Raw genomic sequence first — 15640 nt, 5'->3', positions numbered from 1 at the left:
TCTATAGAATCTTCCGATGTTTTGTCATTGAGGCCAGCATGTCCCAACTCCGCGTCTATGCCATCGACGGCATCGTGCCGGTGGTCGATCCCACCGCTTTCGTTCACCCCAGTGCCGTGCTCATCGGCGATGTCATCGTCGGCCCCGATTGCTATGTCGGTCCCTGCGCCAGCCTGCGCGGCGATTTTGGCCGGCTGATCCTGGAGCGCGGCGCCAACCTGCAGGACACCTGCGTCATGCACGGTTTTCCCGGCACCGACACGGTCGTCGAGGAAGACGGTCACATCGGCCATGGCGCCGTGCTGCACGGCTGCCGCATCGGACGCAACGCGCTGATCGGCATGAATGCGGTGATCATGGACAACGCCGTCATCGGGGAATCAGCGATTGTCGCCGCCAGCGCCTTCGTCAAGGCCGGCGCCGAAATTCCGTCGCGCAGCCTGGCGGCCGGCATGCCGGCCAGGGTGGTACGCGAACTGACCGACGAAGAGATCGCCTGGAAGGGCGAAGGTACCCGCACCTACCAGGAACTGACCCGGCGCTGCCTGGCCAGCCTGGTCGAATGTGAGCCGCTGGCCGCCGTGGAAACCGACCGTCCGCGCATCGAAATGCCGGAGGTGGTGCCACTGGTCGCACTCAAGCAAAGATAAAGGGCAGCAGCAGCCGACTTTTGAGGCATCTCAAAGCCACGGCGAGGCGTGCGGCATAGCATCCCGGCATATCCCGAAACCCTGCCGCCGCCAATTGCCCTACCTGCCTCTCCCGGAAATACCGCAATTTCGCCTGTTGACCGCGGCATGGCGAAAATGACACTCAAGCAGCAGGTCTGGCTGTTTCTCGGCGCGCTCGTCGCCCTGCTGTTTGCTGGCGACCTGTGGCTCAGCCACGGCCGCCTGAAGCAGGAAATGCGCAGCGAGGCCGAAGCCAACGCCCGCACCGTCTACGACATCATGATGGCGACGCGGCGCATCTATCACGAGCAGTTTCTCGACAGCGAACTGCCGATCAACCGGAAAACCATCGGTTTTCTGCCGGCCCATGCGCTGTCACGCATCGGCGATCAATTCGCCGAGCACAGCGACACCGGCATCAGCTTCAACAACGTTTCCGACCGCCCGCGCAACCCGGACAACCGGGCCGACCGTCACGAACTGGCGGCGATGGCGTGGTATCGCCAGAATCCGCAAGCGACCGAACGCGTCGATGAAATCCTCGACGACGACGGCCGCCAGGCGCTGCTCTTCACCTCGCCGGTATGGATCGAGGAATATTGCCTGAAATGCCACGGCAAACCGGAAGCCGCGCCAGCCGGCCTGATCGCCGCCAACGACCCGGCCTTCGACTACCGGATCGGTGATCTGCGCGGCCTGATCAGCGTGCGTATTCCGACCGACAAGTTCGACACCCGCTTCTGGCAGGTCTGGGGCGACCAGTTGCTGATCAAGCTGGCCAGCTACCTGCTGCTCCTGGGCTGCATCGGCCTGCTGCTAGAAAAGCTGGTGGTCCAGCGTCTTTCGCGTCTGGAGAAGGGAACCCGGCGGATTGCCGAAGGCGATTACGCCCACCCGCTAGCCATTCGCGGCAGCGATGAAATCTCCCGGCTGGCCGGCGCCTTCGGCAGCATGGCGGAAGAAATCAGCCAGCGCGAGGAACATCTGCGCAAGCTGTCGCTGGCCGTCGAGCAAAGCCCGGAGAGCATCGTCATCACCGATCTTCACGGCAACATCGAATACGTCAATGCCTGCTTCGAACAAACTACCGGCTACCGGGCAGCGGACGTCATCGGCAGGAATCCGCGCCTCCTCCAGTCTGGCCGGACTGCCCCGGAAACCTACCAGTCACTGTGGCGGGCACTGGCCGAAGGCACCGTCTGGCACGGCGAATTCAGCAACCTGCGCAAGGATGGCAGCGAATACATTGAAGCGGCGATCATCGCGCCGCTGCATCAACCGGATGGACGCATCACCCACTACGTGGCGGTCAAACAGGACATCACCGGGCAGAAACGCGCGGCCGCCGAACTTGCAGCCCACCGCAACCATCTCGCCGAACTGGTCGAGGAGCGGACCCGGGAACTGAATCTGGCCAAGGAGCAGGCGGAACAGGCCAGCCGCACCAAAAGCAGCTTCCTGGCCAACATGAGCCATGAAATCCGGACGCCGCTCAACGCCATCATGGGAATGGCCCACCTGATCCGCCGCGGCAGCCTCGACCCCGTCCAGAGCGAACGTCTGCGCAAGCTCGAAGGGGCCAGCACGCACCTGCTGCAGACCATCAACAGCGTGCTCGACCTGTCAAAAATTGAATCCGGCAAGTTCGTGCTGGAACAGATCGAGGTTCGCCTCGACGAAATCCTGGAAAATCTCGGCTCCATCCTGCACGACAAGCTCGCCGACAAGCAGTTGCGCTTCACCTCGTCCCTGCCCGCCGACCTGCCGCCGCTGATCGGTGATCCGACCCGCCTGCAGCAGGCGCTGCTGAACTACCTGGGCAATGCCATCAAATTCACCGCCAGCGGCAGCATTCGCTTGACGATAGGGGTCGCCGCCGAGGAAACGCGACGTATCTGCCTGCATTTCGCCGTCAGCGATACCGGCATCGGCATTCCTGCCGAAGTCGCCCAGCGCCTGTTCGCCCCGTTCGAGCAGGCCGACAATTCGACCACACGCAAATTCGGCGGCACCGGACTGGGACTGGCCATCGTCCGCAACATCGCCCGCGCCATGGGCGGCGAAGCCGGCGTCGACAGCGAGCCGGCACGGGGCAGCACCTTCTGGTTCACCGCCTGGCTGGAAAAAGCCGGGTCTGGAAAGGCCCAGCCCGCCGACAGTACCGTCCGCCTGCCGGCAGAAGAGGCACTGACCGCGCTTGCGCCCGGCCTGCGCGTCCTGCTCGCGGAAGACGAGCCGATCAACCGCGAGATCACCCGCATCCTGCTCGAAGATGCCGGCCTGCAGGTCGACGCCGTCGAGGATGGCAGCCAGGCACTGGCTGCCGCCCGCCGGCTGCACTACGACCTGATCCTGATGGACATGCAGATGCCGGTCATGGACGGCCTGACGGCCACCCGGGAAATCCTGCAACTGCCGGGCTACACAACCATCCCGATCATCGCCACGACGGCCAATGCCTTCGTCGAAGACAAGGCCGGCTGCCTGCAGGCGGGCATGGTTGACGTCATCACCAAACCGCTGCAACCCGAGGTTTTCTACACAACACTACTCAAATGGATTCAATTAAGCCAAAAGTCATAGAAAATCATCTATCCGAAATCATTTTTATTTAGAATGCGGACTGGAAGACAGCACTACCAAACTGACTGACGTCATCATCACACCGATAAAAGGGGAGTCGGTAATGAAGATCAATTCGCCGGTCACGAACGTCGAACGTGCCTTTCCGGAAGGAAAGTACATCGTTTCGCGAACCGACCTGAAGGGCAGCATCACCTACGCCGACGACACCTTCGTCGAAGTCAGCGGCTTCTCGCGCGAAGAGCTGATTGGCAACAACCACAACATCGTCCGCCATCCGGACATGCCGCCGGCTGCGTTCGCCTGGGCCTGGGAAACCATCAAGGCCGACCGGCCGTGGCGTGGCATGGTCAAGAACCGGTGCAGGAACGGCGATTACTACTGGGTGGATGCGCTGATCGTGCCGGTGCTCAAGGACAACCGGAAAATCGGCTACATGTCGGTACGGACCAAGCCAAGCCGACAGCAGGTCAGCGAAGCCGAAGCCCTGTACAGCCAGCTCAAGGACGGTCGCGCCAAGACACCCAAGGCATCGGCGTGGGCCAGGATTTCGCTGCAGACCAAGCTGAGCACGCTGGTCATCGCCATGATCGTCCTGCAATTGTGCGGCCAGGGCCTGCACGTGTTCGGGAGCGATATTGGTCTGGGACACGACACGGTCAATACGCTGCTGACGCTGTTCGGCATTCTCGGCATTTCGGCCGGCGTCGCGCTGCTGCTGATCCAGGGTGGCATGATGACGATCATCCGGCGCATTACCGGCCGGCTCGAACATATCGCCCAGGGCGACCTGACCGACGAAATCCCGCTGCATCGCGTCGATGAACTGGGCAAGCTGAACGATGCACTGGTGACCATGCAGACCCACCTCAAGGCGATGATGGCGGAGATCGCCGAAGCCAGCCAGACCGTGGGCAGCAACGCCGAATCACTGACTCAGGAAATTCACGAGACCCGCAAGTCGACCGCAGCACAATCAACGGCAGCCAGCAGCATCGCCGCTGCAGTCGAGCAACTGGTCAGCTCGGTCAACGAAATCGCCGAGGATGCCCAACTGGCATCACAGGCCGTTCTGGCTTCACATACACTGCTCACCGATGCCTCGTTGCGCATGCAGCAGAGCCAGCAGGCCTCCGGCAATGTCGTGCATACCGTCCATGACGCCGGCAAGACGATGGACGAACTGTTCCAGTCCATTTTTGCCATCGACCGGGTCAGCCAGGTCATCCGCGAGATCGCCGACCAGACCAACCTGCTCGCACTCAACGCGGCGATCGAGGCCGCCCGCGCCGGCGAAGCCGGCCGCGGCTTCGCCGTGGTCGCCGACGAGGTACGCAAGCTGGCAGAAAACTCGGGCAAGCAGACCAGCGAGATTACCGCCAGCATTCAGCGCATCCAGAGCAGCACGCAGACGGCCGTCAGCACGATGGAGGAAGCCGGCAGTCATGTCGAACAGGCCAATGCGGCTGCCGAGTCGGCCCGCGAAGGCCTGAATGCCGTTGCTCATCAGGGTGAGAAGGTGGATGAACTGGCCCGTCACATCGCCAACGGCACCCGCCAGCAGTCGGCTGCCGGCAACGAAATTGCCATTCGCATGGAAGACATCGTCAGCGGCGTCAATCAGACGTCGAAAACGATCCAGGAAGTGACGACGCGCAGTGAGGACATGAAGCAGACGGCCGGGCGTCTGCGCGAGCTGATCGCCTACTTCCGCTTCATGCGCTGAGCACCGGCAAGCTCAAAGCGAGATCGCGAGCAAGGGATCATCCTGCGGGAAGCGATCGGCATAGGCGGGATCGACCGGCGGCGTGCTGCCATCGGCCAGCACCAGCGTGCTGGCCAGATGAGCTTCCGACGCCGGCAACAGCCGCCGGTAGAGATCCTTGCATAGCAGACGCGCTTTCTGTCCCGGCCAGTCCGGCGGCAGCAGGACGTCCGGCAACTCCGGGTCGCGCAGCAGCAGGCGGCGGTAATCATGGATCAGCAGCAGGCGCAGCAGGAAGGCGTCCTCGCCGTCGACCTCGGCCTGACGATCGCGACGCAACTCCGCAAGGATCGGCAGATAGGTGGCGACAAAGGCCGCATAGGCAGCCGCCAGTTCATGCAGGTTCCAGGCCCGGCGGACGAGATCGGCGTCATTGGCCGACAGGCCGGAACGCGAATCGGCGGCGAGCAGCGGCATCAGGCAATCGAGATGGGTGCCCAGGCCTTCGGCGACCAGCGCGTCGAAGGCCGCCGTCAGGTCGGCGCTCGGATGCACGAAACAATCGCTGCCCAACGCCCCGAAACCCTGCCAGAACAAGGCCTGGCGAAGATGGTCGCGAGCCTTTGCATCGAGGTCATTGACCACCAGCACCAGCCGCCAGCGGCGGTCCCAGATCGGCGCATGCGACGCATAGATGTGGCGTGAGGCTTCGTCGAAGCGGCGCCGGCCGGACTGGGTCAGGACATAGTCGGCACGGCGGCCGACGGTTTCGGTACGCAACCACTCTTCCCTGGCCAGCCGGAAAACCGACGTGCGGATCAAACGTTCGCTGAGCGCCAGCGGTTCGAGCAGGCGGATCAGGCTGCCCAGCCAGATGCGACCGCCCCGCGGCACGATGGCATCGCCGAAGGCGGAAATGATCAGCGATCCAGCCTGGACGCGGCGCTGTTGCCGAAAATTGTCCAGGCGTTGCTTGATGGGGGCTATCACGGGGTCAGTCGAAGCGGGGAACCTGCGCATGTTAGCGACTCCGCCTCGAACTGAACAGCATCCCGGGATCAAAACGGCAGTTTGAAGGGATCGTCTTCGCCTGCCAGCTGCACCTGTTGCGAAAAGAAACCCTCGGTATGGATCAGTTCCGGCCGGGCGCCGAGTTTCTTCACCGTCGCCACGCAGGTTTCGACAAACTCCGGGCTGCCGGCAGCGAAAATGCTGTGTTTCGACAGATCGGGAAAGAGCTTCGGCAAGACCGCATCGATCCGGCCGGACTGGAAGCCTTCGGCCTCTTCCCGGGTCAAGGTGATCTTGTAGTCAAAATTGCGATGCTTGGTGCGCCACCAGGCCATCATCCCCTGGCTGTAGACGTCTTCCTTGCTGCGCGCCGAAAAAACCAGGCCGACCGGTCGCTTGTAGCCGCGCCGCAGGGCAGCTTCGGCCAGCGCCAGGATCGGCGCCAGGCCGGTACCGGCCGCCAGGCAAAGCACCGGCGTATCGACCGACGGATCGCCGATGAAGGTGCCGTAAGCGCCGGAAATCTTGACGTTGTCGCCGACCTGCAGGCTGTCGTGCACCCAGGCGCTGGTCAGACCGCCATCCTGACGGGCAACCTGCAGCACCAGTTCGCCATCCGGCCGCGGCGCATTGGAGATTGAATAGGCGCGCGGCGGAATGTTGTCGCGGGCGTTGCCGAGCGTCACATACTGGCCGGGCCAGTAGCGGATGGGCAGGCCAACCGGGCGCAGGCGCAGCTCGACCACGCGTGCCGCCACCTGGCGCTTGTCGATGACCACGAACAGCGCATCCTCGCGCGGCGGGAAGAGTTTCGGCTTGGCATCCTCGGTGCCCCATTCGATGGTGATTTCCTCGGAAATCGGCTTGGCCATGCACATCAGGCCGTAGCCCTGCTTGCGCTCTTCCTGCGACAGCGCCATGTCGAGCACCATGCCCTGGTCGAACTGGCCGGTCGTGACCTTGACCTTGCACTCGCCGCAAGCACCGGCACGACAGTTGTTGGGCAGCGCGTAGCCCGCCTTTTCCAGCGCCATCAATACGGTGTCGCCATAGGCGCATTCGACCGATTTCCCCGACGGCTGCATGATGATCTTCGCCATTTTGTCTCTTCCTTGTTATTGCTATCTCTATTGCGGCAAGGCCGGAACCCCTCGCGGGGCACCGGCCGTTTTTGCTTCATTTACACGGTCGACCGCAATCAGAAGACCGGAATGATGTCGTCCAGGTCGACGTCGCTGACTTCCTGACCGGTGATGCCGACTTCCGGAATGGCCGGGAACGGGATGTTGTAGCGGTCGAGCACGCCCTTCAGGTTGATCATCGCATTCTTCCAGTTTTCCTTCTTGGCTTCGTAGCTCGGGATGCCGAAACCGGCACCGCGCGCCACTTCCTCGCCTTCACGCTGGTTGGCGATGAAGTCTTCCGGCAGGTCCCAGAATTCCATCGGCGGCTCGAACAGCACGGCCGACAGGAAGAGGTAACCGGCGCGGATCTGCTTGGTGACGACGGCCTTGGTTTCTTCCTTGAGGCCCGGGTAATCGCGTTCCATCACCGCCATGCAGATCGCCATGTGGCGGCCTTCGTCGCGGCCGATGTTCTTGAAGCCTTCCTTGAAGACGGCTTCGCGGGAGTTGTCGAACATTTGCTTGAAGATGGTGGCGGCAGCGATTTCGCCCATCAGGAAGGAGCTGAACAAGACCGCCAGGTCGTACTTCGGCACTGCCTGCTTGTAACCGTTCCAGTAACGCGCACCGTTGAAGTACAGCCACTGCACGTTCTTCTGCAGACGCTTGCCAAGGTCGGTCTTCGGCACGTAGGTAATCGGGTCCGGATGACCGAGCAGCTTGGTGATGGCCAGGCCGCACATGATTTCGTGGTTCTGCTCGTCGCGGGTCACCGAGAAGAAGCATTTGCGCACCGGATCTTCCTCGTGCACTTCATAGGTCTTGATCAGCGCTTCGGCGAAGACCGGCGGTGCCGAGGCATCGAACACCGACAGCAGGCTCCACCAGTAGGCGATGGATTCACGCTCTTCCCAGGTGTAGCTGTCTACATCCAGCGTATCCCAGGGCAGCTTTTCCGGATCCCAGTCCTCGCGCCGGGCGGCTTCCCAGACTTCCTGCAGCTTCTTGGTCTTGCTGTTCCAGGACAGCGGGTAGATGTTCGGTTGCTGGATTTCCGGCGGGAATTCCATCTTGTCCGCAAATCGTTCCTTATTGGTTGCCATGTCTCACTCCTGATTCAAATTGTCGGGCAGGTGGACAACCCGGCTCGGGCTGCCATGGATGAATCATGTTACACAACAAACATGTGTGTCAACGTTTTTGTATCGCTTTTGGAAAATCCATGGAAAATTCACCCCGACAAGCTGTATCGAAACAGGCAAAATATCCATCAAACACAGTGCATATCTATTGTTTTTAATTGGTATTTTTGTGCAACGCAGAATAAATTCTGCTATACACAACTCGATTCCATGTGCTGTAATACGATACAACACCAAGCAACAAACAACGTGAATTGGTAATGCGTAGCAAAAACACGGCGCGCAAGCCCGGAACAATGGAGATCAACATGCCCCACCCGCTGCTCGACAAACACCGCCCCCTGCTTGACGGTGCCCTCAATGCCATCGCCACCCGTGGCTACTGGTCAGCCTTCAACGAGATGCCCAGCCCCAAGGCCTATGGCGAAACTGCACCGGCCGACGGCAAGGCAGCCTTCGACGCCCACCTCGGCCAGCAGTTTTCCCTCGACCAGCCCGGCCAGACCGGCTGGCATGGCGGCGAGCAATCGCCCTACGGCGTCGACCTCAATGTGCAGTACCCGGTCTGCGCCATCGAAGCACTGATCGCCGCCGGCCAGCAGGCCATGGGCGGCTGGCAGAAGATCGGCGCCGACGGCCGTACCGGCATCTGCCTGGAAATCCTTGATCGCCTGAACAGGCAGAGCTTCGAGATCGCCCACGCCGTGATGCTGACCACCGGCCAGGGCTGGATGATGGCCTTCCAGGCCGGCGCCCCGCACGCCCAGGACCGCGGCCTCGAAGCCGTGGCCTACGCGTACCGCGAACAGGCTTTCGTGCCGGCTGAAACGATCTGGGAAAAGCCGCAGGGCAAGAACCCGCCGCTGGTCATGAAGAAGCACTTTGAAGTGGTTGGGCGCGGCGTTGGTGTCGTCGTCGGCTGCGGCACCTTCCCGACCTGGAACACCTACCCCGGGCTGTTCGCGGCACTGGCCACCGGCAATGCGGTGATCGTCAAACCGCACAGCAACGCCATCCTGCCGGCGGCGATCACGGTCCGCAGCATCCGCGCCGTACTCGCCGAAAACGGCATCGACCCCAACCTGGTCACGCTGGCCGTGACCAACGACCGTGCCGCGACGCAGCAACTGGTCACCCACCCCGCCGTCAAGTCGGTGGACTTCACCGGCGGCAACGTTTTCGGCCAGTGGCTGATCGATAACTGCCGCCAGGCCCAGGTCTATGCCGAGCTGGCCGGCGTCAACAACATCGTCATCGATTCGACCGACAGCTACCGGAAGATGCTCGGCAACCTGGCGTTCACGCTGTCGCTGTACTCCGGCCAGATGTGCACGACCTCGCAGGCGATCCTGGTGCCGGCCGGCGGCATCGAGACCGAAGATGGCCACAAGTCCTACGACGAGGTCTGCGCCGACCTGGCCAAGGCGGTCACCGGCTTCCTGGCCAAGCCGGAAGTCGCCCACGCGGTACTCGGCGCCATCCAGTCCGCCGACACGCTGAAGCGCGTCGAGGAAGCTGCGTCCGGCCGCTTCGGCACCGTCGTGCTGGCACCGCAGAAACTGGAGAATCCGGAATTCCCGCGCGCCGAAGTCCGCACCCCGGTGCTGCTCGCCTGCGACGCCGGCGAGGAAGCCAAGTACATGGAAGAACGTTTCGGCCCGATCAGCTTCATCGTCAAGGTCGCCGACACGGCCGCCGCCATCGCCCTGTCCGAACGCATCATTGCCACCCACGGCGCTTTGACCGCCGGCGTCTATTCGACCAAGCCGGAAGTCATCGAGGCGATGACCGAAGCCACCTGGCGGAGCAAGGTCGCGCTGTCGATCAACCTGACCGGTGGCGTCTTCGTGAACCAGTCGGCGGCCTATTCCGACTACCACGGCACCGGCGGCAACCCCTCGGCCAATGCTTCGTATGCCGACTCGGCCTTCGTCGCCAACCGTTTCCGCGTGGTCCAGCGCCGCTACCACGTCTGAGGAATCATCATGAAATTTGAAAACATCCTTTTTGACGTCACCGACGGCATCGCCCGCCTGACGCTGAACCGTCCGGACAAGCTGAACAGCTTTACCGACGACATGCACGCCGAGCTGCGCGTCGCGCTCGACAGCATCCAGAGCGATCCGTCGGTGCGCGTGCTGGTACTCACCGGCGCCGGCCGCGGCTTTTCCGCCGGCCAGGATCTCGGCGACCGGGCGATGCAGATCCAGGCCGGCAAGATGCCGGACATCGGCAACACCGTCGAACGCAACTACAAGCCGCTGATCCTGCGCCTGCAGAACCTGCGCGTGCCGACCATCGCCGCCGTCAATGGCATCGCCGCCGGCGCCGGCGCCTCGGTGGCGCTGGCCTGCGACCTGGTCATCGCGACGAAATCGGCTTCCTTCCTGCAGGCGTTCTCGAAGATCGGCCTGATTCCGGATACCGGCGGCACCTGGTTCCTGCCGCAGCGCGTCGGCATGGCGCGGGCCATGGGCCTGGCCCTGCTCGCCGACAAGCTGCCGGCGGAAAAAGCCGCCGAATGGGGGCTGATCTGGCAATGCGTCGATGATGCCGGCTTCGTTGCTGCGGTCGACGCCATCGCCAGGCAACTTTCCACCGCGCCGACCAAGGCGCTGGTGCGTACCCGCCAGGCCATGCACGCCGCCCCCGGCCACACGCTGGAACAGCAACTGTCGTTCGAAGGCAGTTTCATGCGCGAACTCGGCTGGTCGCCCGACTACGCCGAAGGCGTCGCTGCCTTCATGGAAAAACGTACGCCGAAATTCACCGGAGAGTGATCGCGTGAGCGCCCTGACCCCACAGACTGTCATCGCCGTCGTCGGCACCGGCGCCATGGGCGCCGGCATCGCGCAGGTCGCGGCGGCCGCCGGCCATGTCGTGAAGCTGCTCGACAATCGGCCCGGCGCCGCACAGCTGGCCGTTGACGGCATTCGCAGCCAGTTCGCGAAAATGGCCGAAAAAGGCCGGTTGACCGCAACAGCCGCCGAAGCCGCCGGCCAGCGCCTGATTGCCGTCGACCAGGCTGCCGATCTGGCCGACGCCGGCCTCGTCGTCGAGGCCATCGTCGAAAATCTGGAAGCCAAGCAGAAGCTGTACGCCGACCTGGAAAGCATCGTCAGCGATGACTGCATCTTCGGCACCAATACCTCGTCGATCTCGGTCACTGCCATCGGTGCCGCGCTCAAGCACCCGGAACGCCTGGCCGGCCTGCACTTCTTCAATCCGGCGCCGTTGATGGCGCTGGTCGAAATCGTCTCCGGCCTGGCCACCGACCGCACCGTCGCCGACACCCTGTTCGCCACCGCCGCGGCCTGGGGCAAGACGCCGGTGCATGCCAGATCCACCCCCGGTTTCATCGTCAATCGAGTCGCCCGCCCCTACTACGCCGAAGCGCTGCGCCTGGCGCAGGAAGGCGCCGCCGACTACGCCACCATCGACGCCGTGATGCGCGACGCCGGCGGCTTCCGCATGGGGCCATTCGAACTGATGGACATGATCGGCCACGACGTAAATTTCGCCGTGACCAACTCGGTCTGGCGCGCCTTCTACAACGACCCGCGTTTTTTACCCTCGCTGCTGCAGCAGGAACTGGTCGATGCCGGTTTCTATGGCAAGAAGAACGGACGCGGTTTCTACGATTACCGCGACGGCGCCGGAAAGCCGGCCGCGCAGACCGAAACGGCGCAGACGCCGGCCGGCAAAATCACCATTCATGGCGAGTCGACCGCCCCCCAAGGGGACTTCTTTCAGGGCGCAGCAGAAGCGCTGGTCAGCCGACTGCAGGACAGCCAGTTGTCATTCTCCCGCGCCCCGGCCGAGGACGGACGCGTCGCCAGCATCGGCCGCGCCGTGCTCTACGTGACCGACGGCCGCAGCGCAACGCAGCGCGCCGCCGAATCCGGCATCGCCAATACGTTGCTGATCGACCTCGCCCTCGACTACGAACAGGCCACGCGCATTGCCGTCGCCGCCGCCGAACAGTGCGAAGCCGCTGCCGCTGCGGCTGGCATCGCGCTGCTGCAGGCCGCCGGCTTCGCCGTCTCGCGCTTCCGCGACATCCCTGGACTGGCCGTCATGCGCACCGTCGCCATGCTCGCCAACGAGGCCGCCGATGCGGTCAACCAGGGCGTCTGCTCGGCCAGTGCCGCCGACCAGGCGATGCGCCTCGGCGTCAATTACCCGCGCGGACCGCTGGCCTGGGCCGACCAGGTTGGCGTCGATGTCATTCGCGACGTCCTCGCCAACCTCGGCGCCAGCTACGGCGAGGACCGCTACCGCATTTCCCCGCTGCTGCAGCGGGCAGTCTTTGCCGGAAGGAAAATCCATGACTGAAGCCAGACCCACTCCCGAAGAAGCCCAGGCCCTGGCCGATGCCACCGCCGAAGCCATGTGGTCACGCGACCGGAATGCCCACACGCTGGGCATGACGCTGATCCGCGTCGAACCCGGCAAGGCCGTGGTCACCATGCAGGTCCGTCCGGGCATGGTCAATGGCCACCATATCTGCCACGGCGGCATGATCTTCACGCTCGCCGATACCGCCTTCGCCTACGCCTGCAACAGTTACAACAAGAACACCGTGGCTTCGGCCTGCCACATCGACTTCCTCGCCCCGGCGAAGGAAGGCGATCTGCTGGAAGCCGATGCGGTCGAGCAGTCCGCATCCGGGCGCACCGGCGTCTATGACATCACCGTGCGCATCGCCGGCGGCAAGACCGTCGCGCTGTTCCGCGGCAAGTCCTATCGCATCAGCGGTGAGGTCATCGCCGGCCTGCAGGCAGCCGACGCAGCCTGATCCAATAACGAGAGAGGAGACAAACAATGACCAGCAGAAAACCCCTGCCCGGCGAACTTGACGCCATCGAAACCGCCAGCCGCGACGAAATTTCGGCGCTGCAGCTGGAGCGCCTGAAATGGTCGGTCCGCCACACCTACGACAACGTCGAGTCCTACCGCAAGAAGTGCCTGGAAAAGGGCGTGCATCCGGATGACCTGAAGACGCTGAGCGACCTCGGCAAATTCCCCTTCATGACCAAGCTCGACCTGCGCGACAACTACCCGTTCGGCCTGTTCGCCGTGCCGCGCAACAAGATCGCCCGCCTGCATGCGTCGTCCGGCACGACCGGCAAGTCGGTAGTGGTCGGCTACACGCAGAACGACCTCAACAACTGGGCCGACGTCGTCGCCCGCTCGATTCGTGCGGCCGGCGGCCGCGCCGGTGACATGGTGCATGTCGCCTACGGTTACGGCATGTTCACCGGCGGCCTCGGCGCCCACTACGGCGTCGAACGCCTTGGCTGCTGCGCCGTGCCGATGTCGGGTGGCCAGACCGAGAAGCAGGTGCAGCAGATCATGGACTTCAAGCCCGAGATCATCATGGTCACGCCGTCCTACTCGCTGGTCATTGCCGAAGAGTTCGAGCGCCTCGGCATCAAGCCGGACGAAATCTCGCTCAAGGTCGGCATCTTCGGTGCCGAACCCTGGGGCGAAGGCATGCGCAGCGAAATCGAAAGGAAGCTCGGCATCGACGCGATCGACATCTACGGCCTGACCGAAGTCATGGGCCCCGGCGTCGCCTGCGAATGCATCGAAACCAAGGACGGCCCGGTGATCTGGGAAGACCATTTCTACCCCGAAATCATCGACCCGGAAACCGGCGAAGTGCTGCCCGACGGCTCGGAAGGCGAACTGGTGTTCACCTCGCTGACCAAGGAAGCCTTCCCGGTCATCCGCTACCGCACCCGCGACCTGACCCGCCTGCTGCCGCCGACTTCCCGCTCCTTCCGCCGCATCGGCAAGATCACCGGCCGTTCCGACGACATGCTGATCATCCGCGGCGTCAATGTCTTCCCGACCCAGATCGAGGAACAGATCCTGCGCGACAAGCGCCTGGCCGGCAATTACCAGGTCGTCGTCACCCGCGACGGCCACATGGACAACCTCGAAGTGCGCTGCGAAGTGCAGCGCGAGCTGTCCGGCAAGCTGCCGCAGAGCGAGATCCAGCAGATCAGCAAGGAACTGCAGCACCGCATCAAGACCATCATCGGCGTATCGACCAAGATCACCGTCATGGAATTCGACGCCATTCCGCGCACCCAGGTCGGCAAGGCCAAGCGCGTACTGGATGAACGCCCGAAACGCGACTGAGGAAATCACGATGACCCAAGCCTTCATCTGCGACGCCATCCGTACCCCGATCGGCCGCTACGGCGGCGCCCTCAGTGGCGTGCGCGCCGACGACCTCGGCGCCATCCCGCTCAAGGCGCTGATGGAACGCAATCCGCAGGTCGACTGGACGGCCGTCGATGACATCATCTACGGCTGCGCCAACCAGGCCGGCGAAGACAACCGCAACGTCGCCCGCATGTCCGGCCTGTTGGCCGGCCTGCCGATCGAAGTGCCGGGCACGACGGTGAACCGTCTGTGCGGCTCAGGCATGGATGCGGTCGGCCTTGCCGCACGCTCGATCAAGGCCGGCGAAACATCGCTGATGCTCGCCGGCGGCGTCGAAAGCATGTCGCGCGCGCCGTTCGTGATGGGCAAGGCGGACTCCGCCTTCTCGCGCAATGCCGCGATCTACGACACGACCATCGGCTGGCGCTTTGCCAACCCGCTGATGAAGAAGCTCTACGACACGCATTCGATGCCGCAGACGGCCGACAATGTCGCCGAGCAATTCGGCATCAGCCGCGCCGACCAGGATGCCTTCGCGATCCGCTCGCAGCAACGCTGGGGTGCGGCCGATGCGGCCGGACGTTTCGCCGACGAGCTGGTGCCGGTGGTCATCGCCCAGAAAAAAGGCGATCCGAAAGTGGTCGACCGCGACGAACATCCGCGTCCCGAAACGACGCTCGAACAGCTCGCCAAGCTCAAGGGCGTGAACGGCCCGGAACTCACCGTTACTGCCGGCAATGCCTCCGGCGTCAATGACGGCGCCTGTGCGCTGCTGATCGCTTCGGAAGCCGCCGCTGCCCAGTACGGCCTGAAGCCGCTGGCCCGCGTCGTCGGCATGGCAACGGCCGGCGTTGCACCGCGCATCATGGGTTTCGGCCCCGCTCCCGCGGTGCGCAAGCTGCTGGCGCAGACCGGCCTCAGCCTTGCCGACATGGACGTCATCGAACTCAACGAAGCCTTCGCCGCCCAGGCGCTGGCCGTGTTGCGCGACCTCGGGCTGGCTGACGACGCCAACCATGTAAACCCCAACGGCGGCGCGATCGCGCTCGGCCACCCGCTCGGCATGAGCGGCGCCCGACTGGTCACCACCGCCGCCTACGAGCTCCAGCGCCGGGGCGGACGTTATGCACTTTGCACCATGTGCATCGGCGTCGGCCAGGGCATTGCCATGATTATCGAGCGGGCCTGAAAAGTGTTTCATTTTTTCAGAATCCATTCCATAATCCG

The 15640-nt window shown here is 63.5% G+C and carries 12 protein-coding genes; 9 read left to right on the top strand and 3 right to left on the bottom strand.

Translation table 11 applies throughout. The features are described from left to right. Positions 1 to 38 precede the first annotated feature (38 nt). From paaY to BJN45_RS01355, 3 genes are all read left to right on the top strand, one after another. On the top strand, positions 39 to 650 hold the full coding sequence (paaY, locus tag BJN45_RS01365) for a phenylacetic acid degradation protein PaaY (protein WP_076091321.1): 612 nt from the start codon (positions 39 to 41) through the stop codon (positions 648 to 650). A 156-nt stretch (positions 651 to 806) separates the two neighbouring features. Further along, complete coding sequence (locus BJN45_RS01360) at positions 807 to 3254, top strand: c-type heme family protein (protein WP_170873002.1); 2448 nt, start codon at positions 807 to 809, stop codon at positions 3252 to 3254. A gap of 103 nt (positions 3255 to 3357) precedes the next feature. Beyond that, on the top strand, positions 3358 to 4980 hold the full coding sequence (locus BJN45_RS01355) for a methyl-accepting chemotaxis protein (protein WP_076091317.1): 1623 nt from the start codon (positions 3358 to 3360) through the stop codon (positions 4978 to 4980). A gap of 12 nt (positions 4981 to 4992) precedes the next feature. Here the strand turns inward: BJN45_RS01355 and paaX are convergent, their stop codons facing one another. The 3 genes from paaX to BJN45_RS01340 form a co-directional block, all read right to left on the bottom strand. Further along, positions 4993 to 5949: a phenylacetic acid degradation operon negative regulatory protein PaaX gene (gene paaX / locus BJN45_RS01350; protein ID WP_240494471.1), complete on the bottom strand. Its 957-nt coding sequence runs from the start codon at positions 5947 to 5949 to the stop codon at positions 4993 to 4995. A 68-nt stretch (positions 5950 to 6017) separates the two neighbouring features. Beyond that, on the bottom strand, positions 6018 to 7070 hold the full coding sequence (locus BJN45_RS01345) for a 2Fe-2S iron-sulfur cluster-binding protein (RefSeq protein ID WP_076091315.1): 1053 nt from the start codon (positions 7068 to 7070) through the stop codon (positions 6018 to 6020). A 98-nt stretch (positions 7071 to 7168) separates the two neighbouring features. Further along, positions 7169 to 8197 carry a hypothetical protein gene (locus tag BJN45_RS01340; protein WP_076091313.1) on the bottom strand — a complete coding sequence of 343 codons (1029 nt, stop codon included), beginning with the start codon at positions 8195 to 8197 and terminating at the stop codon, positions 7169 to 7171. Between the two features lie 347 nt (positions 8198 to 8544). Here BJN45_RS01340 and paaN point away from each other — a divergent pair, with 347 nt between their 5' ends. From paaN to pcaF, 6 genes are read left to right on the top strand one after another with little or no spacing between them, the layout of a single operon-like run. Continuing rightward, the gene (paaN, locus tag BJN45_RS01335) at positions 8545 to 10212 is read left to right on the top strand and encodes a phenylacetic acid degradation protein PaaN (RefSeq protein ID WP_076092478.1); all 1668 of its coding nucleotides are present in this window, start codon (positions 8545 to 8547) and stop codon (positions 10210 to 10212) included. A 9-nt stretch (positions 10213 to 10221) separates the two neighbouring features. Further along, positions 10222 to 11016: a 2-(1,2-epoxy-1,2-dihydrophenyl)acetyl-CoA isomerase PaaG gene (gene paaG, locus BJN45_RS01330; RefSeq protein ID WP_076091311.1), complete on the top strand. Its 795-nt coding sequence runs from the start codon at positions 10222 to 10224 to the stop codon at positions 11014 to 11016. Between the two features lie 4 nt (positions 11017 to 11020). Next, positions 11021 to 12571: a 3-hydroxyacyl-CoA dehydrogenase PaaH gene (paaH, locus tag BJN45_RS01325; RefSeq protein WP_076091309.1), complete on the top strand. Its 1551-nt coding sequence runs from the start codon at positions 11021 to 11023 to the stop codon at positions 12569 to 12571. Further along, positions 12564 to 13034, top strand: a complete 471-nt coding sequence (paaI, locus tag BJN45_RS01320; RefSeq protein ID WP_076091307.1) for a hydroxyphenylacetyl-CoA thioesterase PaaI — start codon at positions 12564 to 12566, stop codon at positions 13032 to 13034. The genes paaH and paaI overlap by 8 nt, the downstream gene beginning before the upstream one ends. 26 nt (positions 13035 to 13060) lie before the next feature. Then, on the top strand, positions 13061 to 14386 hold the full coding sequence (paaK, locus tag BJN45_RS01315; RefSeq protein ID WP_076091305.1) for a phenylacetate--CoA ligase PaaK: 1326 nt from the start codon (positions 13061 to 13063) through the stop codon (positions 14384 to 14386). A gap of 10 nt (positions 14387 to 14396) precedes the next feature. After that, positions 14397 to 15602: a 3-oxoadipyl-CoA thiolase gene (pcaF, locus tag BJN45_RS01310; protein ID WP_076091303.1), complete on the top strand. Its 1206-nt coding sequence runs from the start codon at positions 14397 to 14399 to the stop codon at positions 15600 to 15602. Positions 15603 to 15640 lie beyond the last annotated feature (38 nt).

The organism is Azonexus hydrophilus (genome assembly GCF_001956855.1).
GTDB classification, from domain to species: domain Bacteria; phylum Pseudomonadota; class Gammaproteobacteria; order Burkholderiales; family Rhodocyclaceae; genus Azonexus; species Azonexus hydrophilus_A.
Note: the sequence above shows the minus strand (reverse complement) of the source record. Positions and strands in the feature narration are given on the sequence as shown.

Coding starts and splice junctions, on each gene's coding strand:
- paaY (WP_076091321.1), top strand. CDS start 39: ATGTCCCAACTCCGCGTCTATGCCATCGACGGCATCGTGCCGGTGGTC.
- BJN45_RS01360 (WP_170873002.1), top strand. CDS start 807: ATGACACTCAAGCAGCAGGTCTGGCTGTTTCTCGGCGCGCTCGTCGCC.
- BJN45_RS01355 (WP_076091317.1), top strand. CDS start 3,358: ATGAAGATCAATTCGCCGGTCACGAACGTCGAACGTGCCTTTCCGGAA.
- BJN45_RS01345 (WP_076091315.1), bottom strand. CDS start 7,070: ATGGCGAAGATCATCATGCAGCCGTCGGGGAAATCGGTCGAATGCGCC.
- BJN45_RS01340 (WP_076091313.1), bottom strand. CDS start 8,197: ATGGCAACCAATAAGGAACGATTTGCGGACAAGATGGAATTCCCGCCG.
- paaN (WP_076092478.1), top strand. CDS start 8,545: ATGCCCCACCCGCTGCTCGACAAACACCGCCCCCTGCTTGACGGTGCC.
- paaG (WP_076091311.1), top strand. CDS start 10,222: ATGAAATTTGAAAACATCCTTTTTGACGTCACCGACGGCATCGCCCGC.
- paaI (WP_076091307.1), top strand. CDS start 12,564: ATGACTGAAGCCAGACCCACTCCCGAAGAAGCCCAGGCCCTGGCCGAT.
- paaK (WP_076091305.1), top strand. CDS start 13,061: ATGACCAGCAGAAAACCCCTGCCCGGCGAACTTGACGCCATCGAAACC.
- pcaF (WP_076091303.1), top strand. CDS start 14,397: ATGACCCAAGCCTTCATCTGCGACGCCATCCGTACCCCGATCGGCCGC.